We start from the raw sequence: 25080 nt of genomic DNA, 5'->3' as shown, positions 1-25080 counted from the left end.
GACAGCTTGGGACTGCGGGCTGTCACCCAGGCGCGGGGGCAGAGCGTCGTTCGTGTACGGACCGCGCCCGGAACCCTGCTGCCCGCCACTCGGGCGAGGCAAGCACGCAGGATCACGATGGAGTGACGAACCGTTATGTCGCCACCGTGAGTCACTGTGAGTAAGCAATCCGTCACCGAAACGAGTGAACGGAGTGTCTCATGAGACGGATCCTCCTGGACAGAGCCGCTGCGCGGGAGGCAGGGGGTCCTACGCTGCGCGACGTGCGGACGGCGGACGAGCGGGCGACGGGGACCTGCCCGGAGCGCGGCTCCGCGCTGCCCTTCGTGCTGGTCTGCTGGCTGGTGGCCGCGTTCATGGCGCTCGGGGCGGTCGCGGCCTCCGACGCCTTCCTCGAGCAGCAGGACCTGCAGGCGGCCTGCGACGGCGCGGCACTGGCCGCGGCCAACCGGGCCGACGAGGAGCGGGTCTACGCCGCGGGCGTGGGCGCAGCCCTGCCGCTGACCACCGAGACCGCCCGCGCCGCCGTCGCCGACCACCTCGCCGACGGCGGGACCGCCCTCGACACCTGGTCGGCCGAGACCGACGGCACCGAGGTGACCGTCCGCTGCGCGCGCTCGGTGGACATCGCCTTCGGCTGGCTGTTCCTCGGCGGCCGGCCGCTGCAGGTCGACGCCGTCGCCGGAGCGCGGGCGCCGACGCTGGGCTGAGACCGGGCCGGCCCGGACGCACAGCGGCCCCCGACCTGCCGGTCGGGGGCCGCTGTCCGTGGGTGTGGCGGGTGAAGGATTCGAACCTTCGTAGGCTAAGCCGACGGATTTACAGTCCGCTCCCATTGGCCACTCGGGCAACCCGCCGTGGTGCCACGGGAGAGAGCGTACAAGACGGGCCGGCACGGCCCCGACGGGTCCCGCACGGGTCACCCCCGCGCGGGAGGTGAGGAGCAGACATGGCCGACTCGTCCTTCGACGTGGTGAGCAAGGTCGACCGCCAGGAGATCGACAACGCGCTCAACCAGGCGGGCAAGGAGCTCTCCCAGCGCTTCGACTTCCGCGGCACCAACGCCCGCATCTCCTGGGCGGGCGAGAACGGCGTCCTGCTCGAGGCCGACACCGAGGAGCGGGTCACCGCCGCCCTCGACGTCTTCAAGGACAAGCTCGTCAAGCGGGGCATCTCGCTCAAGGCGCTCGACGCCGACGAGCCGCAGGCCTCGGGCAAGGCATACAAGCTGTCCGCGCGCATCAAGCAGGGCATCGAGTCCGACACCGCCAAGAAGATCGCCAAGATCATCCGCGACGAGGGACCCAAGGGCGTGCAGGCGCAGATCCAGGGCGACCAGCTGCGGGTCAGCGGCAAGAAGCGCGACGACCTGCAGGCGGTGCAGCAGCTGCTGCGCGGCAAGGACCTCGACGTCGCCCTGCAGTTCGACAACTACCGCTGACCGGCGGCCGCAGCGCCCCTACGGTGACGCGGTGCCCACCGACGACACCCCCTGGGAACCACCGCTCGCCGGCACCGAGCTGGAGCACCTGACCGGCGCGCTGGAACGCCTGCGCGCCACGTTCCGCTGGAAGGCCGACGGACTGGACGCGCGGGGACTGCAGGTCCGCGTCGGCGCCTCCTCGCTGACCCTCGGCGGCCTGCTCAAGCACCTGGCCGTCGTGGAGGACGTCACCAGCAGCACCAAGCTGGCCGGTGGGCGGCCCGACGGCCCCTGGGTGGCCGACTGGGACGGCGAGGGCTGGGAGTTCGCTTCCGCGGCGCACGATCCCCCCGAGGAGCTGTACGCACTCTGGGACGGCGCGGTCGAACGCTCCCGGGCACGGCTGGCGGCGACCCTCGCGAACGGCGGCCTGGACCAGCTCACCGCCATGGGCGACGGGGACCGCCGGGCCAGCCTGCGCCGGCTCCTCTGCGACCTGGTCGAGGAGTACGGGCGACACACCGGCCACGCCGACCTGCTCCGCGAGGCCGTGGACGGGCTGGTCGGCGAGGACCCTCCCGCCGGGTGGCGACCGGCGGGCGCCACCCAGGGCTGACGCCGGCCCACCCGCTCCCCCGTCCGCCATCTCACGCGCGGGATCAGGCCGGTTCCGTTCCGTCACGCCGGGCCGGGCCGGACGGGCGCCAGCGAGGGCCGACCGCGCCGCCGACTTACGCTCGGGATCCGGAACGGCATCGGTCGGAGAGCGCTCGCGCGGTGGAGCGGCTCCGCCCCACAGGGCCGCCACACAGCCCGAGCAGAGGGTGCACACATGGAACACGTGTCCTGGACCCAGCGGCCGCTCCCGCCCGTCCCCGGTCCGGCGCTCCTGGTCTGGGGACGCGCGCTGCGGACACCCATCGACCTGACGGTGAGTCGCGGCGAGCTCCACGAGACCGTGGACACGGCCTGGCTCCGCCACCGTGCGCCCGTGGACGTCGACGAGCTGCTCCTCGTCTACGAGGAGCTGACCTCCAACGGTCTGCGCCACGGGCGGGCGCCGGTCCTCGTCCACGTCGTGGCCACGGGGGGCGGCTGGACCGTCGACGTGACCGACGCCGCCGTCGAGCGCCCTCCCGTGCCCGCTCACGACCGGGACCCGGCCCGCGGGGGGCTGGGCCTGCACCTCGTCGCCCGGCTGTGCCCCGCGCACGGCTGGGTCCTCGACGACGGCCGCAAGCACGTCTGGGCGCACGTCGGGGCGGCCTGAGCGCGGACCCGGAGGGCCCGGGCGGTCGGTCCGCCACCCCTGGCCGGGGGTACCAGCGGCGTCCGCGGGATCCCTAGCGTCCCGGCCATGCCGGTCCACCCCCAGTCCCAGGCCTTCCTCGACATGGTCGCCGACGCCCCGCCACTGGACGCCTGCACGGTGGAGGAGAACCGGGCGCAGCTGACCGCCGTCGTGCCCCTCACCGGCGAGCGCGCCGACCTGGCCGACGTGCGGGACACGACGCTCCGCGGTCCGGCCGGCGACGTGCCCGTCCGGGTCTACCGCCCCAGCAACGACGACGGGCTGCCGGTGGTGGCGTACTTCCACGGCGGCGGGTGGGTGCTGTGCGACCTCGACACCCATGACACGACCTGCCGCGACATCGCCCGGTACTCCGGAGCCGTCGTCGTGTCGGTCGACTACCGCAGGGCTCCGGAGGCCCCGTTCCCCGCCGCGTTCGACGACTGCCTCGCCGTCACCCGCGCCCTGCTCGACGGCAGCAGCGGCCTCGGGACCGACCCCGCGCGGGTCGCCGTCGCCGGCGACAGCGCCGGGGGCAACCTCGCCGCCGGGATCGCGCAGGCGCTGCGCGACGCCCGGCCGCCGCTGGCACACCAGGTGCTCGTGTACCCGCTCGTCGACGCCCGCACCGGACGGACCGACAGCTACCGCAGCTACGGGGCGGGCCACTTCCTCACCCACCGCGACATCGACTGGTTCCTGGCGGTCTACGGCGGCGACGCCGACCGGTCCGATCCACGGCTGTCGCCGGCGATGGCCGAGGACCTGACCGGGCTGGCGCCGGCCACCGTGGTCACCGCCGGGTGCGACCCCCTGGTCGACGAGGGCGCCGCCTACGCCCGGGCCCTGGCCGAGGCGGGCGTCCCGACGGAGTACACGTGCTTCACCGGGCACGTGCACCCCTTCGTGCTGCTGGGCGGCCTGGTCGACGACGCGCACGAGGCCCGCCGGCTGATCGGCCGGCGCCTGGCCGAGACCTTCGGGACTCGCCCGGTGGCCACCTGAGCGGCCGGCCGTCAGCCCTCCCGCGCCATCCGCTCCAGGCGGGCGATCCGCTCGGCCATCGGCGGGTGCGTGGCGAACAGCGCCGCCAGCCCGACCGGCCGGAACGGCGGGGCGATCATGAGGTGGCTCTGCGCCACCAGCCGGTCGTCGGGCGGCAGCGGCCGGGCCTGCGCCCCCGCGCCGATCCGGCGCAGCGCGCTCGCGAGGGCCAGCGGGTCACCGGAGAGGCGGGCACCCTCGGCATCGGCCTCGTACTCGCGGCTGCGGCTGACCGCGAGCCGCACCAGGACGGCGGCCAGCGGGCCGAGCAGCACCAGCAGCAGCGTGCCGAGGAGGCCCGCGCCGTCGTCGCGCTCGTCGTCGCGGTTGCCGAACAGCGCGCTGAACGTGGCCAGGTGCGCCAGGTAGGTGACGACGGCGGCCAGCGCGCCGGCGACCGACCCGATCAGGACGTCGCGGTTGTAGACGTGCGAGAGCTCGTGGGCGAGCACCGCGCGCAGCTGCCGGCGGTCGAGCAGCTCGAGGACACCCTGGGTGCAGCAGACCGCGGCCCGGCGCGGCGTGCGCCCGGTGGCGAAGGCGTTGGGCTGGTCGGTGGGGCTGACGTAGAGGCGCGGCATGGGCTGGCGCGCCTGCGTGGCCAGCTCGCGGACCATCGCGTAGAGGCCCGGTGCCTGGGTCTCGGTGACCGGGAAGGCGCGCATGGCGCGCAGGGCCAGCCGGTCGGAGCGGTACCAGGCCCACCCGTTGACCCCGAGGGCCACGACCAGCGCGACGAGCAGTCCCGCCCGGCCCGCGACGAGACCGCCCACGGCGAGGACGACGCCGGCCATCGCCCCCAGCAGGAGCGCGGTCCGCACCCCGTTGCCCCACCGCCGCACCTCACGTGAACGGAACGACGGCGACCCCCGTTCCCCGCCACCGACTGCGACCCCCCTCACGGACGACGCCGTCCGGAATGCCTGCCGCCCGGCCGGGGTTGCGTTGAGGAGACCCCGTACTCGGGCGCGTCGGCTACCGTCCGTGATCCGCGTCACGGAACCAGCCGGCACACCGCCACGTAACCTCGGCCGCTGGAGGTAACACGCCTGATGACTGCTCTCGAACCGTCCACGACGCCCGGCAGCTCGGCCCCCGGTGGGCTCGTCAAGAGCGTCGTCGAGCTCGACCGGGTCGTCATCCGGCTGGCCGGCGACTCCGGTGACGGCATGCAGCTGACCGGCAACCGCTTCACCAGCGAGACCGCGTCCTTCGGCAACGACCTGTCGACGCTGCCCAACTTCCCCGCCGAGATCCGCGCGCCGACGGGGACGCTGCCCGGCGTCAGCTCCTTCCAGCTGCACTTCGCCGACCACGACATCATGACGCCGGGCGACGCCCCGGACGTCCTGGTGGCGATGAACCCCGCGGCCCTCAAGGCCAACCTCGCCGACCTCCCGGGCGGCGGCCTGGTGATCGCCGACAGCGACGAGTTCACCCCGCGCAACCTCGCGAAGGTCGGCTACGCGACCAACCCGCTCGAGGACGGGTCGCTCGACGGCTGGCAGGTCGTCGCCGTCCCGCTGACGTCCATGACGCTCGAGGCGCTCGCCGACTCCGGGCTCGGCAAGAAGGAGGCCGAGCGGAGCAAGAACATGTTCACCCTCGGCCTGCTGAGCTGGATGTACCACCGGCCCACCGAGGGCACGGTCCGCTTCCTGGAGCGGCAGTTCCGCCGCAAGCCCGAGATCGCCGCGGCCAACATCGCGGCCTTCCGCGCCGGCTACAACTACGGCGAGACGACGGAGGCCTTCGCGGTCTCCTACGAGATCAAGCCCGCGCCGATGGCCCCGGGCCGTTACCGCAACATCTCCGGCAACCAGGCGCTGGCCCTCGGGCTGGTCACCGCCGGGCAGCGCTCGGGCCTGCCGGTGTTCCTCGGTGCGTACCCGATCACCCCGGCGTCGGACATCCTCCACGAGCTGTCCCGGCACAAGTCCTTCGGCGTGCGCACGTTCCAGGCCGAGGACGAGATCGCCGGCATCGGTGCCGCGCTGGGCGCCTCGTTCGGCGGCGCGCTCGGCGTCACGACGACGTCGGGCCCCGGTGTCTCGCTGAAGTCCGAGGCGCTGGGCCTGGCGGTGATGATCGAGCTGCCGCTGGTCGTCGTCGACGTGCAGCGCGGTGGTCCCTCGACCGGCCTGCCGACCAAGACCGAGCAGTCGGACCTGCTGCAGGCGATGTTCGGCCGCAACGGCGAGGCCCCGCTGCCGGTGATCGCGCCCCGCTCCCCCGGCGACTGCTTCGACGCCGCGCTCGAGGCGGCGCGGATCGCGCTCAAGTACCGGACGCCGGTCATGCTGCTGTCCGACGGCTACCTGGCCAACGGCGCCGAGCCGTGGGCCATCCCCGCCGTCGACGAGCTGCCCGACCTGCGGGTCGAGTTCGCCACCGAGCCCAACGGCGCGGCCGCCGACGGGACGCCGGAGTTCCTGCCCTACCTGCGCGATCCCGAGACGCTGGCCCGCCCGTGGGCCGTCCCGGGCACCGCGGGCATGCAGCACCGCGTCGGCGGGCTGGAGAAGGCCGACCGGACCGGCAACATCTCCTACGACCCGGCCAACCACGACCTGATGACCCGGCTGCGGCAGGCCAAGGTCGACGGCATCGCGGCCGACATCCCGGCCACCGACGTCGACGACCCCGACGGCGACGCGCGGGTCGCGGTCATCGGCTGGGGCTCCACCTACGGGCCGATCGGGGCCGCCTGCCGGCGGGTCCGCCGCTCGGGCCGCAAGGTCGCCCAGATCCACCTGCGGCACGTCAACCCGATGCCGGCCGACCTCGGCGAGGTCCTGGGCCGGTACGACCGGGTGGTCTGCCCCGAGATGAACATGGGGCAGCTCGCGCTGCTGCTCCGCGCCAGGTACCTCGTCGACGTCCAGAGCCACACGCAGGTGCGCGGGCTGCCCTTCCGGGCCGCCGAGCTCGCCGCGGTGGTCCAGGACGTCATCGACTCCACCGCTCCGACTGCCAGCACCGGAGGCCAGCAGTGACCACCTCCCCGCACGTGCACGACCTCGGCATGCCGGGGACGCCGATCGACGACCGCATCCAGCAGGCGATCGCCGACTCCGTGGCCGGCCAGGGCGAGAAGCAGACCGCCCTCAAGGCCAAGGACATGAAGACCGACCAGGAGGTGCGCTGGTGCCCGGGGTGCGGTGACTACGTCATCCTCAACGCGGTCCAGAGCTTCCTGCCCAGCCTCGGCATCGCCCGCGAGGACATGGTCATCGTCTCGGGCATCGGCTGCTCCTCGCGCTTCCCGTACTACATGAACACCTACGGGATGCACTCGATCCACGGCCGCGCCCCGGCGATCGCCACCGGCCTGGCCGCCTCCCGGCCGGACCTGTCGGTGTGGGTCGTCACCGGCGACGGCGACGCGCTGTCGATCGGCGGCAACCACCTGATCCACGCACTGCGCCGCAACGTGGACATGACGATCCTGCTGTTCAACAACCGGATCTACGGGCTGACCAAGGGCCAGTACTCCCCCACGTCCGAGGTCGGCAAGGTCACCAAGTCCACCCCGATGGGCTCGCTGGACCACCCGTTCAACCCGGTCTCGCTGGCCCTCGGTGCCGACGCCACCTTCGTGGGCCGGGCCATGGACTCCGACCGCAAGGGCCTCACCGAGGTGCTGCGGCAGGCCGCCGAGCACCGGGGCACCGCGCTGGTGGAGATCTACCAGAACTGCAACATCTTCAACGACGGCGCCTTCGACCTGCTCAAGGACCCGTCGACCGGCCCGATGTGGACGATCCCGCTGCGCCACGGCGAGCCGCTGGTGTTCGGTCCCGACGGCGCCTCGTGCGTGGTGCGCGACGACTTCGGGGGCCTGCGGATCGCCGAGACCAACCAGGTCGACGCCAGCGAGATCGTCGTCCACGACGCGACGCGGGAGGACCCGTCCTACGCGTTCGCGCTGTCGCGGCTGTCGAGCCAGGACCTGCGCTACACGCCGATGGGCGTCTTCCGCTCGGTCAGCAAGCCGACCTACGACCGGATGATGCTCGACCAGCTCGAGGAGGCCCGCACGCAGGGCCCCGGCGACCTCGACGCGCTGCTGGCCGGCAACGACACCTGGACCGTCTCCGCCTGAGGCGCCTCCGCCGGGCCCGTCTCCCTCAGGGGAGGCGGGCCCGGCGCGTATCCGCGAGCACCCCGGCGAGGACGGGGAGCACCCCGGTCAGCTCGGCGCGGGACGGGGCGGCGAAGCCCAGGACCAGACCGGCGGCCGGCTCGTGCGGCCCCGAGCCGGTCCGGTGCCGGGCCAGCCCGTCGACGGCGAGCCCGCGGGCGGCCGCGGCGGCGACCACCGCCTCCTCGGCCGCGCGGTCCAGCAGCGGGACCAGCACGTGCGCGCCCGCCGGGTCCCCGGTGACGGCCACGCCCGCCGCGGCCAGCGCCTGCACCACGAGGGCCCGCCGCTCGGACAGCTCCCGGCGCAGCCGCCGCAGGTGCCGGGACAGGTCACCGGAGGCGGCCATGGCCGCGAGCACGCGCTGTCCCGCGCGGGCCGGCCGGGTGCCGGTCGCGGTCCGCTGCGCCAGCAGGTCCGCCCGCGGGGCCGGCGGCGCCACCACCCACCCGACACCCAGCGTCGGGCTCACGACCTTGCTGCTCGTGCCGAGGTGCACCACGACGTCGGGGCCGAGCGCGGCCAGCAGCGGCAGCGGCGCGACGTCGTAGCGCAGCTCGCCGTCGTAGTCGTCCTCGAGGACCCACCAGCCCTCCGCCCGCGCCCGGGCGACCAGCGCGACCCGCCGCGCCGCCGACATCCGACGCCCGAGGGGCCACTGGTGGGCCGGGGTGCAGTAGACGGCGGCCAGCCCCGCGGGCACGACGTCGACGACCAGGCCGTCGTCGTCGACCGGGCAGGGCACCACCTCGGCCCCGGCCGACCGCAGCGCCTCCACCGCCCGCTGGTAGCCGGGGTCCTCGACGCCGACCCGGCTGCCGGGCGGGAGGAGCCGGGCCACCTCCGCCACCGCCGCGGAGGTGCCCGCGGTGGCGAGCACCGCGGCCGGGTCGACCGGCAGTCCCCGGTGCCGCAGCAGGTGCTCGGTGACCGCCGCCTGGAAGGTCCGGTCCCCGGCCGGGTCGGGGGCGGCGTCGGGCGGGACGTCGCCGGCCGCGCGCCAGGCCCGTCGCCACGCGGCCCGGTCGAGCACCTCCAGGCAGGGCGACCCGGCGCGCAGGTCGACCGCCGGTCGACGCTCGGCCGGCGCCGCGGCCCGCGTCTCGCGCAGTGCCGGCCCGGACGGCGCCGCGCCGACCACGAACGTGCCCGCGCCGCGGCGCCCGGCGGCCCAGCCCTCGGCGACCAGCTGGTCGTAGGCCGCGGCGGTGACGGTGCGGCTCACCCGCAGGGCCGCGGCGAGCTCCCGGGTGGAGGGCAGCCGGTCGCCGGGGCGCAGGGCGCCGTCGGCGGCCGCGGCGCGCAGCGCGTCGGCCAGCTGCGTGGCCAGCGGGCGCCCCGACCCCCGGTGGAGCACCACGGGCGGGACCTGCACGCGGCGCCCTCCCTCGTCCGATTGGCCTGCCGGAACGGCAGCGTACTGGCCCTTCCGGCAGGCCAGTGGTGCCCGCAGTCTGCTGCGGTGACCCCTGCCCCGCCGCTGTCGCCCACGGCCCGCAGCACCGTCCGCCGGGGTGCCGCGCGCGCCCGCACCGACCGCGCCGAGCTGTACGCCGTCCTCGACGCCGGCCTGGTCGGCCACCTGGGGATCGTCGTCGGTGGCGCGCCCGTCGTGCTGCCCACCGGCTACGGACGGCGGGGGGACACCCTCTACCTGCACGGCTCGACCGGCGCAGCGAGCCTGCGCGCCGCGGCGACGGGCACGCCGGTCTGCTTCACGGTCACGCACGTCGACGGGGTGGTCTACGCCCGGTCGGCGTTCCACCACTCGATGAACTACCGCTGCGCCGTCGTGCACGGGACCGCCCGCGTGGTGAGCGACCCCGAGGAGCGGCTGCTCGGGCTCGAGGCGCTCACCGAGCACCTGGCGCCGGGCTCCTGGGCGGCCACCCGCCGGCCCGACCGCAAGGAGCTGGCGGCAACGGCGGTGCTGGCCCTCGACCTGTCCGAGGCCAGCGTCAAGGTGCGCACGGGCCCGCCCGCCGACGACGAGCGCGACCTCGCGGCACCGGTCTGGGCCGGGGTGCTGCCGGTGCGCACGGTCCTCGGTGACCCCGAGCCCGACCCCCTGCTCCCGGAGGACGTCCCGGTCCCCGCCCGGGTGACCGGCCGACGGCTCGGCTGAGCTACCGGGCCCGCAGCGCCCAGGCGTGGATCGCGGCCGCGGTCTGGTCGGGGGTCTCGTCGGTCGAGTCGTGGTGCAGGTCGGCCGGCGTCGCCCGCACCCACGCGTCGAAGACCCGCACCGCGTCGAGCAGCGACCGTCCGGGACCCGACCGGGCGGCGTACGCGCCCGACCCCCGGTCCCGCTCCCGTGCCGCGATCGTCTCGGGCGACGGGACGAGGGCGACGGCGAGCAGGCGCAGCGGCGCGACCGCCGCGCGGATGATCCGCAGGTCGTCGCCGTAGACGTTGTCGGCGACGACCGTGGCGAAGCCGGCCTCGCCGTAGACCTGGGCCGCCCGGCCCAGCGCCCGGTACCGCAGGTGGAGCTGTGCGACCGCCTCGGGGGACGGGGTGTCGGCCATGTCGGCGCGGCCGGAGACGACGGCCTGCCAGAAGGTGTCGCCGTCGAGGAAGACGCCCCGGGACGCCCGCGTGGCCACCGCGCGCCCGACCGTCGACTTCCCCGAGGCCTGGGCTCCGGTGACCAGCAGGACCGTCACCGGACCGGCGTGACCCGGAGCAGGCGGTCGTCGCCCTCGCCGTTGTCGGTGGTGAGGTACAGCGCGCCGTCGGCGCCGGACACCGGGGAGCGCACCCGCCCGACGGTGTCCTCGAGCTCGGGGAGCCGGAACTGCTCGACCAGCCGGCCGGCGTCGTCGAGCCGCAGGCCCAGCACGCCGGTGTCCTTCTGCACGCCGACGAACAGCACACCGTCGTAGCCGCCCCACGCGGGACCGCTGACGAAGTCCGCGCCGCTGGTGGCGATGGTGGGGTCGCCGGAGGACCAGACGGCGGCGCGGGCGCCGGGCAGGGCGGGGTCGGTCATCGGGACGCTCTCGTCGTAGCGGCCGCCCGCGCCGTCGGGGTCCCAGCCGTAGTTGGCGCCCGGCACCGACAGGTTCACCTCGTCGTCGCGGTCGGGGCCCTGCTCGACGGTGAACACCTGCCCGGTCCCGGGCCGGACCGCGATGCCCTGCACGTTGCGGTGCCCGTAGCTGAGCACCAGCCGGGTCGCGGGGTCGGGGTCGGCGGCGAACGGGTTGCCGTCGGCCGGCCCGCCGGTGTCGGGGTCGATGCGCAGCACCTTGCCCGCCAGGGTGCCGAGCTCCTGCGGGGTGCGGCCATCGGCGGTGTCGCCGGTGCCCACCAGCAGCGCGCCGGAGGGGTCGAACCGCACCCGGCAGCCGCCGTGCCGGCCGGTGGCCTCGTTGACCGGGATGCCGCCGAGCAGCGGGTCGGCGACGCGGGTGGCGGTGGTCCAGGCCTCGTCCACCGTCCAGGCGATCACCTGGATCTCCGCGCCGCCGTCCTCCTCGACCCCCTGGCAGGTGTAGAGCCGGCGGTCGTCGGCGAAGGTGGGGCTGAGCACCAGGCCCATCAGGCCGGTCTCGCCGTCGGCGAAGAGGTCGGAGAGATCGGCGTCGAGCTGCCGGGCGGTGCCGTCGGGCAGGACCGCAGTCAGCCCACCGCCGCGCTCGTCGACCAGCAGGGTCCCGTCGGGAGCGCGGGCGACGTCCCACGGGTGGTCGAGGCCGTCGAGGACGGTCTCGACCTCGAGCGCCGGGACGGCAGGGGACGGCGCCGCGGCGTCGGGCGTCCCCGCGGCGTCGGGCACCTCGGCGGCGGCCTCCTCGCCCTGGCGTCCGGGCGCGGAGCCGCAGCCGGCCAGCAGCAGGCAGGCCAGGGCCGCGGCCCCCATGCAGGGTCCCGCTGCGAGCGTGCGAGCGGTGGGGGGCATGGGGGTCCTTCGTCAACTGGTGCGGGTGACCACGTAGTCGCACAGCGCCGACAGCGCCTCGCGGACCTCCCCGGCGGGCACCCCGGACAGCGACGTGCGCGCCCGGTCGGCGTACTCGCGCAGCACCTCACCGGCGCGCTCGAGCGCCGCGGAGCCGCGGAGCAGGGTCAGCGCCTCGGCGTGCTCGTCGTCGTCGGACAGCGGGCGGGACACCAGCTCGCGCAGCCGCGCGTCGGCGGGGTCGTCCCCGGCCAGGGCGATCAGCGCCGGCAGGGTCGCGATGCCCTCGCGCAGGTCGGTGCCCGGCGACTTCCCCGAGGCGCCGTCGGTGACGATGTCGAGCAGGTCGTCGGAGAGCTGGAAGGCCACGCCGACCTCCTCGCCGAACCGGGTCAGCGCCTCGACCAGGTCCGCGTCGACGCCGGCGAAGGAGGCGCCGAAGCGCGCCGAGGTGGCCACCAGCGAGCCGGTCTTGTCGGACAGCACCTCGAGGTAGTGCGCCACCCGGTCCTCGCCGTGCCGCGCGCCGACGGTCTCCCGGATCTGCCCGGTGACCAGCCGCTCGAAGGTGCGTGCCTGGATCCGGACCGCCTCCGGGCCCAGGTCGGCCAGCAGGTCCGAGGCGCGGGCGAAGAGGAAGTCCCCGGTCAGGATCGCCACGCTGTTGGTCCAGCGGCTGTTGGCGCTCTGCGCCCCACGCCGGACGTCGGCCTCGTCCATCACGTCGTCGTGGTACAGCGTGGCCAGGTGGGTCAGCTCGCAGACGACGGCGGCCCGGACCACCTCGGGTGCCTGGGCGTCACCGAGGTGGGCGGCGAGCAGGGCCAGCATCGGCCGGAACCGCTTGCCGCCGGCGGCCATGAGGTGACCGGCGGCCTCGGAGACGAAGGGGTGCTCGCTGGTGACCGCGGCGGCGAGGGTGGCCTCCACGCGGCCGAGGCCGTCCGCCAGGGAGTCCCCGAGGGGCCCCGACGGCAGCCAGGGCCCCATCGTGGAGGCGGGGGTCGCGATGCGGTGCCAGACCTCGGCCGGGGCGCTCCCGTCGACGGCGGCACGGGGTCCGGTCATCAACCGACGAAGATAGCCGCCCGATCGGCCAGACCGAGCACCGCCCCGGGCACGACGCCCAGGACCAGGGTGGCCGCGGCGGTCACCGCGAGCACGATCGTCGTCGGCAGTCCGGGCACGCCGACGGTCGGGCCGTCGACCGCGGGCTCGGAGAAGTACATGAGCACGATGACCCGCAGGTAGAAGAACGCCGCCACCGCGCTGGCCAGCAGCGCCACCAGGGCCAGCGGCCAGGCGCCGTCCTCGATGGCGGCGCGGAAGACGGCGAACTTGCCGGTGAAGCCGCTGGTGAGCGGGATCCCGGCGAGCGCGAGCAGGAACAGGCTCATCACCGCGGCGGTCAGCGGGGAGCGCTGCGCGAGGCCCGCCCACTGGGACAGGTGGGTGGCCTCGCCCTCGCCGCTGCGCACGAGGGTGAGCACGGCGAACGCGCCGAGCGTGGTCAGCCCGTAGGCGAGCAGGTAGAACATGACGGCCGGCAGGCCCGACCCGGCGGCGTCACCGGTGGCCGGCAGCCCGAGGACACCGGTGAGCAGGAACCCGGCGTGCGCCACCGAGGAGTAGGCCAGCATCCGCTTGAGGTCGGTCTGGGTGAGGCCCAGCACCGCACCGACGACCATGGAGACGATGGCGACGCCGTAGACGAGCGGCCGCCAGGTCCACTCCTCGGTGCCGAACGCGACGTAGAGCAGCCGCAGGATGGCGCCGAACGCCGCGACCTTGGTGCAGGCCGCCATGAACGCGGTGACCGGGGTGGGCGCGCCCTGGTAGACGTCGGGCGTCCAGGTGTGGAAGGGCGCGACGCTGGCCTTGAACAGCAGGCCGACGACGAGCAGCGCCAGGCCGAGGACGAGCAGCGTGCCGGCCTCCCCCGCGCCGACGGACTCGCGCACCGCGGACAGCCGGACGCTGCCGGTGGCGCCGTAGACCAGCGCCAGACCGTAGAGGAAGAACGCCGAGGCGAAGGAGCCGAGCAGGAAGTACTTGACCGCCGCCTCCTGCGACAGCAGCCGCCGGCGGCGGGCGAGCCCGCTGATCAGGTAGAGCGGCAGGCTGAGCACCTCGAGCGCCACGAACATGACCAGCAGGTCGTTGGCGGTGACGAACAGCATCATCCCGCCGATGGCGAACGTGGCCAGCGGGTAGACCTCGGTCTGCACCCGCTGGACGGTGAGCAGCTCGCGGTCGCGGGTGCTGCCGGCGGGCACCGCGGCGGAGACGACGAACGCCGAGCGCGCGGGGTCGAGGTTGCGCTCGGCGAACAGCAGCAGCGACAGCGCGCCGAGCCCGACGATCGTGGCCTGCAGGAACAGCCCGGGGCCGTCGACGGCGAGCGCGCCGCCGGCGGTGACCTCGCGGGTGCCGGCGAGCAGCAGCGTGCTGACCAGCCCGCCGAGAGTGCCGACCAGCGCGACGGCGACCTGCACCGGGTGCCGGGTGTCGCGCGGGCCGAAGGCCTCCACGAGGACGCCGATGCAGGCGGCGCCGAAGACGAACAGCAGCGGCGCCAGCGCGGCCAGCGACAGGTCGGGCGCCTCGATCGTCATCAGTCGGTCCCCTCGGTCGTGGCGGGGGTGGTCCCGGCCGGGTCGGCGCCGACGTCGCTCATCGTGGCCGCGACGGCGGGCTCGATCAGCCGGACCAGCGGCTGCGGGTAGAAGCCGAGGACCAGGATCAGCGCCACCAGGGGGGCGACGACGAGCGTCTCGCGGCGGGAGAGGTCACGCAGCAGCGTGGTGGTGCGGGCGGGCGCGGTGAGCGTCGCCGTCCCCGTCGCGGTCGCCGGTGCAGCCGTCGCCCCGTGCCCGCCGGCCGCGCCGTGACCGGCGGGGCCGTCGGTGACGGCGTCGGCCACGGCGGGATCGGCCGGGAACAGCACACCGCGCGGCGGGCCGTGCATCGTCCGTTGGTAGAGCAGCAGGACGTAGAGCGCGGCGAGGATGATCCCCGCGGTGGCCAGGACCGTGAACACCGGCCGGGTGGGGAACGACCCGATCAGCACGAGGAACTCGCTGACGAAGCTGTTGGTGCCCGGCAGGGCCAGCGACGCCAGCCCCGCGACGAGGAACACCCCGGCGAGCTTGGGGGCGCGGCTGGCCACGCCGCCGTAGTCGCCGACCAGCCGGGAGCCGCCGCGGGCGATGAGCATGCCGACGACGATGAACAGCAGGCCGGTGGCGATGCCGTGGTTGACCATGTACAGCACCGCGCCGGTGGCCGCCTCGGTGGTGAATGCGAACACGCCCAGGGCGATGAAGCCGAAGTGCGCGATCGAGGTGTAGCTGACCAGCCGCTTCATGTCGGTCTGGCCCATCGCCAGCAGCGCCGCGTAGAGCACCCCGGCCACGGCGAGCACGAGCACGAGCGGGGCGAACTCGCGGGAGGCCTCGGGGAACAGCGGCAGGCAGTAGCGCAGGAACCCGAAGGTGCCGACCTTGTCGAGGACGCCGACGAGCAGCACCGCCCCGCCGATCGGCGCCTCGGCACCGGCGTCGGGCAGCCAGGTGTGCAGCGGCACCAGCGGCGCCTTGATGGCGAAGGCGACGAAGAAGCCGAGGAACAGCAGGCGCTGCACGTCGGGGTCGATCTCGAGGTCGCGCAGCGCCTCGAAGGCGAAGGTCCCCTCCCCCGCCGACGCGCTGACCACGTACAGCCCGATCACCGCGGCGAGCATGACCAGCCCGCCGAGCAGGCTGTAGAGGAAGAACTTCACCGCGGCGTACTGCCGGCGCGGGCCGCCGAAGCTGCCCACGATGAAGTACATCGGGACGAGCATCGCCTCGAAGAAGACGTAGAAGAGGAAGACGTCGGTGGCGGCGAAGACGCCGACCATGCACGCCTCGAGCAGCAGCAGCCAGGCGAAGAACGTGCGCATCGACCGCCGCGCCGGCGCGGTGTCCTCCCACGAGGCGAGCACCACCACCGGCACCAGGACGCCGACCAGCAGCAGCATGACCAGCGCGATGCCGTCGACGCCGAGGGCGAAGTCGACGCCGAACCCGGGGATCCACGGCACGGAGCTGGTCAGCTGGAACCGCTCACCGTCGGGGTCGAACGCGAGGGTGGCCAGCACCGCGAGCAGCAGCACGACCAGGCTCACCCCGAGGGCGACCTGGCGGGCGACCGGGGTGCGGTCACGGGGCAGTGCGGCGACGACCGCCGCACCCACCGCGGGTACCGCGATCATCGCCACGAGCAGCAGGGAGTCGCTCACGCCGTCGCCCTCACGTTCTCCGTCGTCCTCTCCTGGGACCGCAGCCCGCTCACCCGGCCGTCACCGCCAGCAGCGCCCCGGCCACGACGACCGCGCCGCCGAGCATCCCGAGCGCGTAGGAGCGGACGAAGCCGGTCTGTGCCCGGCCCAGCCGCGACGACGAGCCGCCGAGCGTGGCGGCCAGGCCGTTCACCGCGCCGTCGACCCCGCGGTTGTCCACCCACACCAGCGCGCGGGTCAGCCACTGGCCCGGCCGCATGAACAGCGACTCGTTGACCGCGTCGGCGTAGAGCGCGTGGCGTGCGGCTCGCACCACCGGCGAGACCCGGGCCGGGGCGACCTCGGGCACCTCCCGGCGGCCCACGAACAGCCACGCGGCGAGCACCCCGAGGGCCATCACGGCGGTGACCACGATCCCGACGACGGCCGGCGCGACCACGTGCTCGGCCTCCGCCGGCTCGCCGAACACCGGCTCGAACCAGCCCTCCAGCGGGAAGACCTGGACCAGCAGGAACCCGGCGGCCACCGAGCCGACGGCCAGCACCACCATGGGCGCGGTCATGACGGTCGGCGACTCGTGCGGGTGGACGCCGTCGGTCCACCGGGGGCGGCCGAAGAAGGTCATGATCATCAGCCGGGTCATGTAGAAGGCGGTCATCCCGGCACCGAGGACGGCGACGCCGCCGAGCAGCCAGCCCGACCAGTCGCCGCGGTCGAGGGCCGCCTCGATGATCGCGTCCTTGGTCCAGTACCCCGACAGGAACGGGAAGCCGATCAGCGCCAGGTAGCCCAGGCCGAACGTGACGAAGGTGATCGGCAGCCGCCGCGCGAGCCCGCCGAAGCGGCGCATGTCGACCTGGTCGTCCATGGCGTGCATGACCGATCCGGCGCCGAGGAACAGCCCGGCCTTGAAGAAGCCGTGGGTGAGCAGGTGGGCGATCGCCGCGGCGTAGCCGACCGGGCCGAGGCCGACGGCCAGGAACATGTAGCCGATCTGGCTGACCGTGGAGTACGCGAGGACCTTCTTGATGTCGTCGTACGCGCAGCCCACGATCGCGCCGTAGAGCAGGGTGATCGCCCCGACGGCCAGCACGACGGCGCGGGCGGTGGGCGTCAGGTCGTAGATCGGCGCGGAGCGGGCGATGAGGTAGACGCCGGCGGTGACCATCGTCGCGGCGTGGATGAGCGCCGAGACCGGCGTCGGGCCCTCCATGGCGTCGGGGAGCCACGCCTGCAGCGGGAACTGGCCGGACTTGCCGCACGCGCCGAGCAGCAGGAGCAGGCCCAGCGCCGTCAGCGTGCCGCCCGCCAGCGCCCCCACCCCGCCGAAGACGCCCTCGTAGGACACCGTGCCGAGTTGGGCGAACATGACGAAGATCGCCAGGGCCAGGCCGACGTCGCCGACCCGGTTCATGATGAACGCCTTCTTGGCGGCGGTGGCCGCCGACGGGCGCTCGTGCCAGAAGGCGATGAGCAGGTAGGAGGCCAGGCCCACGCCCTCCCACCCGACGTAGAGGGCCACGTAGTTGTCGCCGAGGACGAGCAGCAGCATCGCGGCGACGAACAGGTTGAGGTAGGCGAAGAACCGGCGGCGGCGCGGGTCGTGCGCCATGTAGCCGATCGAGTAGACGTGGATGAGCGCACCCACGCCGGTGATCAGCAGCATGAAGGCCGCCGACAGCGGGTCGACCAGCAGCCCGGCACTGACGTCGAGCGACCCGGCGGAGACGAAGGTGAACAGCTCGGCGTCGATCGAGCGCTCCTCGAGGCCGGCCAGCTGCACGGTGCACAGCAGCGCGAGGACGAACGAGACCACGACGGTCGCCGTCCCCAGCAGGTGGCCCCAGGCGTCGGTGCGCCGGCCGCCGAGCAGCAGCACCGCGGCGCCGAGCAGCGGCAGGGCGATCACCAGCCAGGAGGCGGACAGCAGGCCCTCGGCCGCGACGGTGTCCATGGGGATGCCGGCTCCCGTCAGTACTTGAGCAGGTTGGCGTCGTCGACCGACGCCGACCGGCGGGTCCGGTAGATCGACATGATGATGGCCAGGCCGACGACGACCTCGGCGGCGGCGACGACCATGACGAAGAACGCCATGATCTGGCCGTCGATGGTGCCGGTGGCCCGGGCGAAGGTGACCAGCGTCAGGTTCACCGAGTTGAGCATCAGCTCGATGCACATGAAGACGACGATCGCGTTGCGCCGCACCAGCACGCCGACCGCGCCGATGGTGAACAGGATCGCGGCCAGCACCAGGTAGTGCGTGAGGCTCATCGCGGGTCGTCCGTCGTGCCGAGCGCGGCGTCGGGGCTGCCCAGCTGGGCACGGCCGGTGGGGCGGGGCATCTGCTCGACCTCCCGGGGCTCGATGCCGGTGGCCAGGCTGTCCTCGGCGGTGCGGCCGTCGGGCAGCAGCGCGCCGGTGGCCACGGAGTTGGCCCGCGCGAAGACACCCGGGCCGGGCAGGGTCTGCGGCCGGTCGGTGAGGAACCGGGCCCGGGAGAGCTCCTTCTGCGTCTGCCGGCTGCCGGGCTCGCGCTCGATGTGGGCGAGCACCATCGCACCGACGGCGGCGGTGATCAGCAGCGCGCTGGTGACCTCGAAGGCCAGCAGGTAGCGGGTGAACAGCACCTCGGCGATCGTCTGGATGTTGCCCGCGCCGCCGGCGTCACCGAGGCCCTCGACGCGGGTGTCCTGGGTGGCGCGGGCGATGCCGGCGCCCACCAGCCCGGCGAAGCCGACCCCGAGCACCGTGGCCGCGACCCGCTGCCCGCGCAGCGTCTCGACGACGGAGTCCGACGAGTCCCGGCCGACCATCATGAGGACGAACAGGAACAGGATCATGATCGCGCCGGTGTAGACGATGATCTGCACCGCCCCGAGGAACGGCGCGGACTGGACGACGTAGAAGACGCCCAGCGCGAGCATCGTGTTGACCAGCCACAGCGCGGAGTGCACGGCGTTGCGGCTGAACACCATCCCGAGCGCCCCGGCGAGCGCGACCGGCCCGAGGACCCAGAAGACGACGGCCTCACCGGTCCCGATGGCGACGTCGGTCATGCCCGCTCCGCCGTGACCGGCTCGGCGGCCGACCCCTGCTGGGGCTCGCGCACGTAGTACGCCTTCTCGTCGTCCCCGAGGCGCATCGGGTGCGGCGGGGCCTCCATCCCGGGCAGGAGCGGGGCCATGAGCTGCTCCTTGGTGTAGATCAGGTCGCGGCGGTCGTCGTCGGCGAGCTCGAAGTCGTTGCTCATGGTCAGCGAGCGGGTCGGGCAGGCCTCGATGCACAACCCGCAGAAGATGCAGCGCAGGTAGTTGATCTGGTAGACCGCGCCGTACCGCTCCCCGGGCGAGTAGCGGGCGTCCTCGGTGTTGTCGCCGCCCTCGACGTAGATCGCGTCGGCCGGGCAGGCCCAGGCGCACAGCTCGCAGCCGACGCACTTCTCCAGCCCGTCGGGGTGCCGGTTGAGCACGTGCCGGCCGTGGTAGCGCGGCTTGGTGACCTTCGGGGTCTCGGGGTACTGCTCGGTGGTCACCTTCTTGAACATCTGGGCGAAGGTGACGCCGAAGCCCTGGCCGGGCGCCGGCAGCAGGCTGCGGCGGGCCGCGGGCGCGCCGGTGTCCCGGCCGGCCCGCTCGACCTCGCCACCGCCGCGCCGGGCCGGGGTGGCCCCCGCGGGGGTCCGCTCAGACATCGGAGTCCTCCTGTGCGCTGGTCGCGGTGCTGCCCCTGCTGCCCCCGGTGGCACGGCGGCCGCTGCTGACCACGCCGCCCTCGGGGCGGGCGCCCACCGGCTCGGTGCGGCGCAGCCGCGGCGAGGGCGGCACAGTGAGGTCCATCGGTGGCACCGGGAACCCGCCCTCGGCGCGGGCGGGTCCGGTGCGCCGGGCCGGGCGGTGGCGCGGCCCGGCGGGGGGCAGCACCTCGGGGTCGGGGTCGGGATCGGTGGCGTGGACCCCGCCGGCGGCGGCGTCGGCGGCCATGAGCCGGGTGTCGCGGTTGCTGGCGCGGCTGACCAGCGAGAGGCCGATAAGCACGAGCAGGGCGATCGGCACGCCGACGAAGACGGCCACCTGGCCGGTGGACAGGTCGGTCTCGCGGGAGACGGTGCGCATGGTGGCGACGGCGAGGATCCAGACCAGCGCCGTCGGCACCAGGACCTTCCAGCCGAACCGCATGAACTGGTCGTAGCGCAGCCGGGGCAGGGTCCCGCGCAGCCAGATGAAGACGAACAGCGCCGCGGCGACCTTGAGGAAGAACCACAGCAGCGGCCACCAGCCGGAGTTGGCGCCGTCCCAGATCGACAGCGGCCACGGCGCCCGCCAGCCGCCGAGGAACAGCGTCGCGGCCAGCGCGGAGACGGTGACCATGTTGATGTACTCGGCGAGGAAGAACAGCGCGAACTTCAGCGACGTGTACTCGGTGTGGAAGCCGCCGACCAGCTCGCTCTCGGCCTCGGGGAGGTCGAAGGGCGCCCGGTTGGTCTCCCCGACGACGGCGATCACGTAGATGACGAAGCTGACCGGGAGCAGGATCCCGAACCAGCCGGGGCCGGTGAACTCCAGGCCGAAGAACGACAGCGGGGGGCCGTCGGCCTGGGCCGCGACGATCTCCGAGGTCGACATCGAGCCGGCGTAGAGGAACACCGCGACGATCGACAGGCCCATGGCGATCTCGTAGCTGACCATCTGCGCGGCGCTGCGCAGCCCGCCGAGCAGCGGATAGGTCGAGCCCGACGCCCAGCCGGCCAGCACGATGCCGTAGACGCCCATCGCCGAGCAGGCCAGCACGACGAGCACGCCGATGGGGGCGTCGGTGAGCTGCAGCGGGGTGCGCTCGCCGAAGATGCTGACCGTCGGGCCGAGCGGGATGACCGAGAAGGCCAGGAACGCCGGGACGGCGGAGATGACCGGCGCCAGGAAGTACACCGGCTTGTCCGCGAGCGCCGGCATGATGTCTTCCTTGAACGCCAGCTTCAGCCCGTCGGCGAGGCTCTGCAGCGAGCCGCGGGGGCCGACCCGGTTGGGGCCCAGCCGCTGCTGCATGCGGGCGACGACCTTGCGCTCGAAGACGATGGCGAACAGCGTCATCAGCACGAGCACGGCGAAGACGCCGACGATCTTGATCAGGACGATCCACCAGACGTCCTGCCCGAAGTCCTCGAGCGTCGGGTGGTCGGCGGCGGCGAGCAGGGTCACGCGACACCTCCCGCGCTGAGCCGGACGACGCCGCCCGGCGCGGTGCCGAGGCCGGCGCGCACCTCGCTGCCGGGCGAGCGCATCGGCAGCCACACCACGCCGTCGGGCATCTCGGTCAGCAGCACCGGCAGGGTCACCGACCCGGTGGCGCCGGTGACGGTCAGCAGGTCGCCGTCGGCCAGGCCGAGGCGCGCGGCGGCGTCCGGAGCGAGCCGGGCCACCGGCGGGCGGGCGGTGCCGGCGAGCTCGGGCTCGTCGCGCTGCAGCGTGCCGACGTCGAGCAGCATGCGCCAGGAGGCCAGCAGCGCCTCGCCGTCGGCCGGCTCGGGCACGACGACAGGGGGGACGTCGAGGCCGGTCTCGTCGGCGCGGGCGCCGGTGGCCCCCAGGGCCGCGAGCTCGGCGCGGGCGGCCGTGGGCTCGGGCAGTCGCAGGTCGACGTCGAGGTACTCGGCCAGGCCGTGCAGCACCCGGCCGTCGGGCAGCTGACCGGTGCCGTGCAGCGTGGCGTCGAACGGGCGGACCCGGCCCTCCCAGTCGAGGTAGCTGCCGGCCTTCTCCGCGGCCGCGGCGACCGGCAGGACGACGTCGGCGTGCTCGGTGACGGCGGTGGGTCGCTGCTCGAGGCTGACCACGAACGCCGCCGCGGCCAGCGCCGCCTCGGCCAGCGCGGGGTCGGGCAGGTCGGCCGGGTCGACGCCGCCGACCACGAGTCCGGCCAGCCGGCCGTCGCGGACCGCGGTCAGGATGCCGGTGGTGTCCCGCCCGGGGACGGCGGGCAGGTCGACGGGGTCGACGCCCCACAGCGTGGCCACCTCGGCCCGGGCGACGGGGTCGTCGACCGGCCGGCCGCCGGGCAGCAGCCCGGGCAGCGCGCCGGCCTCGACCGCACCGCGCTCCCCGGCCCGCCGCGGCACCCAGGCCGGCCGGGCGCCGGTGGCGCGGGCCAGCGCGGCGACCGCGCTGAACGCGCCGGGCACCTCCGCCAGCCGCTCGCCGACCAGGACCACCGCGCCGGGCTGCCGCAGCGCCTCGACCGCCGGGCCGCCCCAGCTGCCCTCGGCCAGCGCGACCAGCGCGCGGGCCTCGTCGCCGGGCCGGGTGACCAGCACGGTGGCCTGGAGCTTCTGCGCCGCGCGGGTGGCGAACGGCGCCAGGTCGTACACGGTGAGCGAGCCCTTGCGGACCGCCTTGCGCAGGCGGAGGAAGACGATCGGCGACTCCTCCTCCGGCTCGAACCCGGCCAGCAGCACGGCGGGCGCGGCGGCGAGGTCGTCGTAGGTGACCGCGCCCCGGCCGGGGCCGGTGCCCGCGACGTGCGCGGCGAGGAAGGCCTGCTCCTCCGGGGAGTGCGCCCGGGCACGGGCGTCGACGTCGTTGCTGCCCAGCGCCACGCGGGCGAACTTGGCGTAGGCGTAGGCGTCCTCGACCGTCAGCCGGCCGCCGGGCAGCACACCGACGCCGCCCGCGGCCCGGGCGGCGCGCAGCCCCTCGGCCGCCGCGGCCCAGGCCTCCGGCCAGGAGGCCGGCTCGAGCACCCCGTCCCGGCGCACCATCGGCGTGTCCAGCCGGTCGTTGGTGGCGGCGTAGCGGAACGCGAAGCGGCCCTTGTCGCAGGTCCACTCCTCGTTGACCGCGGGGTCCTCCCCCGCCAGCCGGCGCATGACCTTGCCGCGCCGGTAGTCGGTGCGCATCGCGCAGCCCGAGGCGCAGTGCTCGCACACCGAGGGCTCGCTGCGCAGGTCGAAGGGCCGCGAGCGGAACCGGTACTGGGCGCTGGTGAGCGCCCCGACCGGGCAGATCTGCGTCGTATTGCCCGAGAAGTAGGAGGAGAACGGCTCGTCCTCGGCGACGGCGACCTGCTCGAGCGCACCCCGCTCGAACAGCTCGATGAACGGGTCGCCGGCCACCTGCTGGGAGAACCGGGTGCAGCGGGCGCAGAGCACGCACCGCTCGCGGTCGAGCAGGATCTCCGTGCTGATCGGCAGCGGCTTGGGATAGGTCCGCTTGACGTCGACGAAGCGGGACTCCGCCCGGCCGTTGCTCATCGCCTGGTTCTGCAGCGGGCACTCGCCGCCCTTGTCGCAGACCGGGCAGTCCAGTGGGTGGTTGATGAGCAGCAGCTCCATGGTGCCCTGCTGCGCCTTGTCAGCGACCGCGCTGGTCAGCTGGGTCTTGACCGCCATCCCGTCGGTGACCGGCATGGTGCAGGAGGCCACCGGCTTGCGCTGGCCCTCCACCTCGACCAGGCACTGCCGGCAGGCGCCCACCGGGTCGAGCAGCGGGTGGTCGCAGAACCGGGGGATCTGGATGCCGACCATCTCGGCGGCCCGGATGATCAGCGTCCCCTTGGGCACCGCGACGTCGAAGCCGTCGATGGTGCAGTGGACGGCGTCGGGCGGGGTGTGCGGCCCGGGGACACCGGGCGGCACGGCCGCCGCGGGCTCGGGGGAGACCGGTGTGACGGTCACGAGGCGACTCCGACGGGCTCGAGGCGCAGGGAGCGGCCCAGGCGGGCCTGCTCCTCGGGCGGCAGCAGGGCGACGTAGTCGTCGCGGAAGTACTGGAGCGAGCTGGTGATGCAGCTGGTCGCGCCGTCACCGAGGGCGCAGAACGACCGGCCGAGGATGTTGTCGCAGGTGTCGGTGAGCAGGTCGAGGTCGGCCGCGGTGCCCCGGCCGTCGACCAGCCGCTGCAGCACCTGCACCAGCCAGTAGGTCCCCTCGCGGCACGGGGTGCACTTGCCGCAGCTCTCGTGCGCGTAGAACTCGGTGAAGCGCAGCGTGGCCTCGACGATCGAGTCGGTCTCGTCGAACACCATCAGCGCGGTGGTGCCGAGCATGGAGCCCGCGGCGGCCACCGAGTCGAAGTCGAGCGGGACGTCGAGGTGCTCGGCGGTGAAGTACGGCGTCGACGAGCCGCCCGGCGTCCAGAACTTCAGCTCGTGCCCGGCGCGCACCCCGCCGGCCATCTCCAGCAGTTCACGCATGGTGGTGCCCATCGGCGCCTCGTACTGGCCGGGACGGTTCACCCGGCCCGACAGCGAGAAGATCTTCGGGCCGGGCGACTTCTCCGGCCCGAACTGCTTGAACCACTCCGCGCCGCCGCGCACGACGAAGGGCACGGTGGCCAGGGTCTCGACGTTGTTGATGACCGTCGGGGCCCCGTAGAGCCCGGCGACGGCGGGGAACGGCGGCTTGAGCCGCGGCTGACCGCGGTAGCCCTCCAGGGAGTCCAGCAGCGCCGTCTCCTCGCCGCAGATGTAGGCCCCGGCGCCGGCGTGCACGACCAGCTCCAGGCCCCAGCCCGAGCCGAGGACGTCGCTGCCCAGGTAGCGGGCCGCGTAGGCCTCCTCGACGGCCGACACCAGCCGGCGGTGGGCGTGCACCGCCTCACCCCGCACGTAGATGACGGCGAACCGGCAGCGGATGGCGTACGCCGAGATGATCACGCCCTCGATGAGCGAGTGCGGGTCGGTCATCATCAGCGGCAGGTCCTTGCAGGTGCCCGGCTCGCCCTCGTCGGCGTTGACCACGAGGTACTTGGGCAGCGCGGCCGGGCCGGTGGGTGTCTCCCCCGGCTTGGGCTGGGGGATGAAGCTCCACTTCATGCCGGTGGGGAACCCGGCGCCGCCGCGGCCGCGCAGGCCGGACTCCTTGACCAGCGAGACCAGCTCGTCGGGCTCCATGGTCAGCGCGGTGCGCAGCGCGGCGTAGCCGTCGAGGGACTCGTAGGTGGACAGCCGCCACGGCTGGTCGGCGCCCCAGCGCGAGGTGAGGACGGGGGTGAGGGGCACG

The 25080-nt window shown here is 74.3% G+C and carries 22 protein-coding genes and 1 tRNA gene; 8 read left to right on the top strand and 15 right to left on the bottom strand.

Annotation, left to right across the window (positions count from 1 at the left end; all coding sequences use genetic code 11):
• Positions 1–263 precede the first annotated feature (263 nt).
• Complete coding sequence (locus ACI79V_RS09865; RefSeq protein WP_456888766.1) at positions 264–710, top strand: pilus assembly protein TadG-related protein; 447 nt, start codon at positions 264–266, stop codon at positions 708–710.
• Between the two features lie 65 nt (positions 711–775).
• On the opposite strand, the gene ACI79V_RS09860 is transcribed toward ACI79V_RS09865, so the two are convergent.
• Positions 776–857, bottom strand: a tRNA-Tyr gene (locus tag ACI79V_RS09860).
• A gap of 92 nt (positions 858–949) precedes the next feature.
• Here ACI79V_RS09860 and ACI79V_RS09855 point away from each other — a divergent pair.
• The 4 genes from ACI79V_RS09855 (at position 950) to ACI79V_RS09840 (ending at position 3719) form a co-directional block, all read left to right on the top strand.
• Positions 950–1441: a YajQ family cyclic di-GMP-binding protein gene (locus tag ACI79V_RS09855; protein WP_456874324.1), complete on the top strand. Its 492-nt coding sequence runs from the start codon at positions 950–952 to the stop codon at positions 1439–1441.
• Positions 1442–1472: 31 nt separating this feature from the next.
• Positions 1473–2039, top strand: a complete 567-nt coding sequence (locus ACI79V_RS09850) for a mycothiol transferase (protein WP_456888764.1) — start codon at positions 1473–1475, stop codon at positions 2037–2039.
• Between the two features lie 375 nt (positions 2040–2414).
• A complete protein-coding gene (locus tag ACI79V_RS09845) occupies positions 2415–2693 on the top strand; it encodes an ATP-binding protein (protein WP_456874326.1) in 279 nt (92 codons plus the stop codon).
• A gap of 87 nt (positions 2694–2780) precedes the next feature.
• Complete coding sequence (locus tag ACI79V_RS09840; protein WP_456888762.1) at positions 2781–3719, top strand: alpha/beta hydrolase; 939 nt, start codon at positions 2781–2783, stop codon at positions 3717–3719.
• Between the two features lie 11 nt (positions 3720–3730).
• Here the strand turns inward: ACI79V_RS09840 and htpX are convergent, their stop codons facing one another.
• On the bottom strand, positions 3731–4600 hold the full coding sequence (gene htpX, locus ACI79V_RS09835) for a zinc metalloprotease HtpX (protein ID WP_456888792.1): 870 nt from the start codon (positions 4598–4600) through the stop codon (positions 3731–3733).
• A 210-nt stretch (positions 4601–4810) separates the two neighbouring features.
• On the opposite strand from htpX, the gene ACI79V_RS09830 reads away from it, so the two are divergent.
• On the top strand, positions 4811–6754 hold the full coding sequence (locus tag ACI79V_RS09830; protein WP_456888760.1) for a 2-oxoacid:acceptor oxidoreductase subunit alpha: 1944 nt from the start codon (positions 4811–4813) through the stop codon (positions 6752–6754).
• Entirely contained in the window at positions 6751–7863 is a 1113-nt protein-coding gene (locus tag ACI79V_RS09825; protein WP_456888757.1) for a 2-oxoacid:ferredoxin oxidoreductase subunit beta, read from the top strand. The genes ACI79V_RS09830 and ACI79V_RS09825 overlap by 4 nt, the downstream gene beginning before the upstream one ends.
• A gap of 25 nt (positions 7864–7888) precedes the next feature.
• On the opposite strand, the gene pdxR is transcribed toward ACI79V_RS09825, so the two are convergent.
• On the bottom strand, positions 7889–9277 hold the full coding sequence (pdxR, locus tag ACI79V_RS09820; protein WP_456888754.1) for a MocR-like pyridoxine biosynthesis transcription factor PdxR: 1389 nt from the start codon (positions 9275–9277) through the stop codon (positions 7889–7891).
• An 87-nt stretch (positions 9278–9364) separates the two neighbouring features.
• Here pdxR and ACI79V_RS09815 point away from each other — a divergent pair, with 87 nt between their 5' ends.
• Positions 9365–10027 carry a pyridoxamine 5'-phosphate oxidase family protein gene (locus ACI79V_RS09815; RefSeq protein WP_456888751.1) on the top strand — a complete coding sequence of 221 codons (663 nt, stop codon included), beginning with the start codon at positions 9365–9367 and terminating at the stop codon, positions 10025–10027.
• Position 10028: 1 nt separating this feature from the next.
• On the opposite strand, the gene ACI79V_RS09810 is transcribed toward ACI79V_RS09815, so the two are convergent.
• The 12 genes from ACI79V_RS09810 to nuoF are packed head-to-tail and all read right to left on the bottom strand — an operon-like array spanning position 10029 to position 25079.
• Positions 10029–10568, bottom strand: a complete 540-nt coding sequence (locus tag ACI79V_RS09810; protein WP_456888747.1) for a phosphotransferase-like protein — start codon at positions 10566–10568, stop codon at positions 10029–10031.
• Positions 10565–11767 (bottom strand): PQQ-dependent sugar dehydrogenase, encoded by a 1203-nt coding sequence (locus ACI79V_RS09805; RefSeq protein WP_456888745.1) that lies wholly within the window; start codon positions 11765–11767, stop codon positions 10565–10567. Before ACI79V_RS09805 ends, ACI79V_RS09810 begins: the two co-directional genes overlap by 4 nt.
• 51 nt (positions 11768–11818) lie before the next feature.
• Positions 11819–12874 (bottom strand): polyprenyl synthetase family protein, encoded by a 1056-nt coding sequence (locus ACI79V_RS09800; RefSeq protein WP_456888741.1) that lies wholly within the window; start codon positions 12872–12874, stop codon positions 11819–11821.
• The gene (gene nuoN, locus ACI79V_RS09795; protein ID WP_456888738.1) at positions 12874–14421 is read right to left on the bottom strand and encodes an NADH-quinone oxidoreductase subunit NuoN; all 1548 of its coding nucleotides are present in this window, start codon (positions 14419–14421) and stop codon (positions 12874–12876) included. The genes ACI79V_RS09800 and nuoN overlap by 1 nt, the downstream gene beginning before the upstream one ends.
• A complete protein-coding gene (locus ACI79V_RS09790) occupies positions 14421–16088 on the bottom strand; it encodes an NADH-quinone oxidoreductase subunit M (protein ID WP_456888737.1) in 1668 nt (555 codons plus the stop codon). Before ACI79V_RS09790 ends, nuoN begins: the two co-directional genes overlap by 1 nt.
• Positions 16089–16137: 49 nt before the next feature.
• Positions 16138–18042: an NADH-quinone oxidoreductase subunit L gene (gene nuoL / locus ACI79V_RS09785; RefSeq protein WP_456888734.1), complete on the bottom strand. Its 1905-nt coding sequence runs from the start codon at positions 18040–18042 to the stop codon at positions 16138–16140.
• 17 nt (positions 18043–18059) lie between these two features.
• Positions 18060–18359, bottom strand: coding sequence for an NADH-quinone oxidoreductase subunit NuoK (nuoK, locus tag ACI79V_RS09780; RefSeq protein ID WP_456874339.1), 300 nt, complete (start codon positions 18357–18359; stop codon positions 18060–18062).
• The gene (locus ACI79V_RS09775; RefSeq protein ID WP_456888733.1) at positions 18356–19144 is read right to left on the bottom strand and encodes an NADH-quinone oxidoreductase subunit J; all 789 of its coding nucleotides are present in this window, start codon (positions 19142–19144) and stop codon (positions 18356–18358) included. Before ACI79V_RS09775 ends, nuoK begins: the two co-directional genes overlap by 4 nt.
• Positions 19141–19779: an NADH-quinone oxidoreductase subunit NuoI gene (gene nuoI, locus ACI79V_RS09770; protein WP_456874341.1), complete on the bottom strand. Its 639-nt coding sequence runs from the start codon at positions 19777–19779 to the stop codon at positions 19141–19143. Before nuoI ends, ACI79V_RS09775 begins: the two co-directional genes overlap by 4 nt.
• Positions 19772–21283, bottom strand: coding sequence for an NADH-quinone oxidoreductase subunit NuoH (gene nuoH / locus ACI79V_RS09765; RefSeq protein WP_456888731.1), 1512 nt, complete (start codon positions 21281–21283; stop codon positions 19772–19774). The genes nuoI and nuoH overlap by 8 nt, the downstream gene beginning before the upstream one ends.
• Positions 21280–23754, bottom strand: coding sequence for an NADH-quinone oxidoreductase subunit G (locus ACI79V_RS09760; protein ID WP_456888728.1), 2475 nt, complete (start codon positions 23752–23754; stop codon positions 21280–21282). Before ACI79V_RS09760 ends, nuoH begins: the two co-directional genes overlap by 4 nt.
• Entirely contained in the window at positions 23751–25079 is a 1329-nt protein-coding gene (nuoF, locus tag ACI79V_RS09755; RefSeq protein WP_456888727.1) for an NADH-quinone oxidoreductase subunit NuoF, read from the bottom strand. Before nuoF ends, ACI79V_RS09760 begins: the two co-directional genes overlap by 4 nt.
• Between the last annotated feature and the right edge of the window lies 1 nt (position 25080).

It is taken from the genome of Geodermatophilus sp. SYSU D00700 (assembly GCF_054050255.1).
Note: the sequence above shows the minus strand (reverse complement) of the source record. Positions and strands in the feature narration are given on the sequence as shown.

Coding starts and splice junctions, on each gene's coding strand:
- ACI79V_RS09830 (WP_456888760.1), top strand. CDS start 4,811: ATGACTGCTCTCGAACCGTCCACGACGCCCGGCAGCTCGGCCCCCGGT.
- ACI79V_RS09800 (WP_456888741.1), bottom strand. CDS start 12,874: ATGACCGGACCCCGTGCCGCCGTCGACGGGAGCGCCCCGGCCGAGGTC.
- ACI79V_RS09805 (WP_456888745.1), bottom strand. CDS start 11,767: ATGGGGGCCGCGGCCCTGGCCTGCCTGCTGCTGGCCGGCTGCGGCTCC.
- nuoK (WP_456874339.1), bottom strand. CDS start 18,359: ATGAGCCTCACGCACTACCTGGTGCTGGCCGCGATCCTGTTCACCATC.
- nuoI (WP_456874341.1), bottom strand. CDS start 19,779: ATGTCTGAGCGGACCCCCGCGGGGGCCACCCCGGCCCGGCGCGGCGGT.
- ACI79V_RS09840 (WP_456888762.1), top strand. CDS start 2,781: ATGCCGGTCCACCCCCAGTCCCAGGCCTTCCTCGACATGGTCGCCGAC.
- nuoN (WP_456888738.1), bottom strand. CDS start 14,421: ATGACGATCGAGGCGCCCGACCTGTCGCTGGCCGCGCTGGCGCCGCTG.
- ACI79V_RS09855 (WP_456874324.1), top strand. CDS start 950: ATGGCCGACTCGTCCTTCGACGTGGTGAGCAAGGTCGACCGCCAGGAG.
- nuoL (WP_456888734.1), bottom strand. CDS start 18,042: ATGGACACCGTCGCGGCCGAGGGCCTGCTGTCCGCCTCCTGGCTGGTG.
- ACI79V_RS09775 (WP_456888733.1), bottom strand. CDS start 19,144: ATGACCGACGTCGCCATCGGGACCGGTGAGGCCGTCGTCTTCTGGGTC.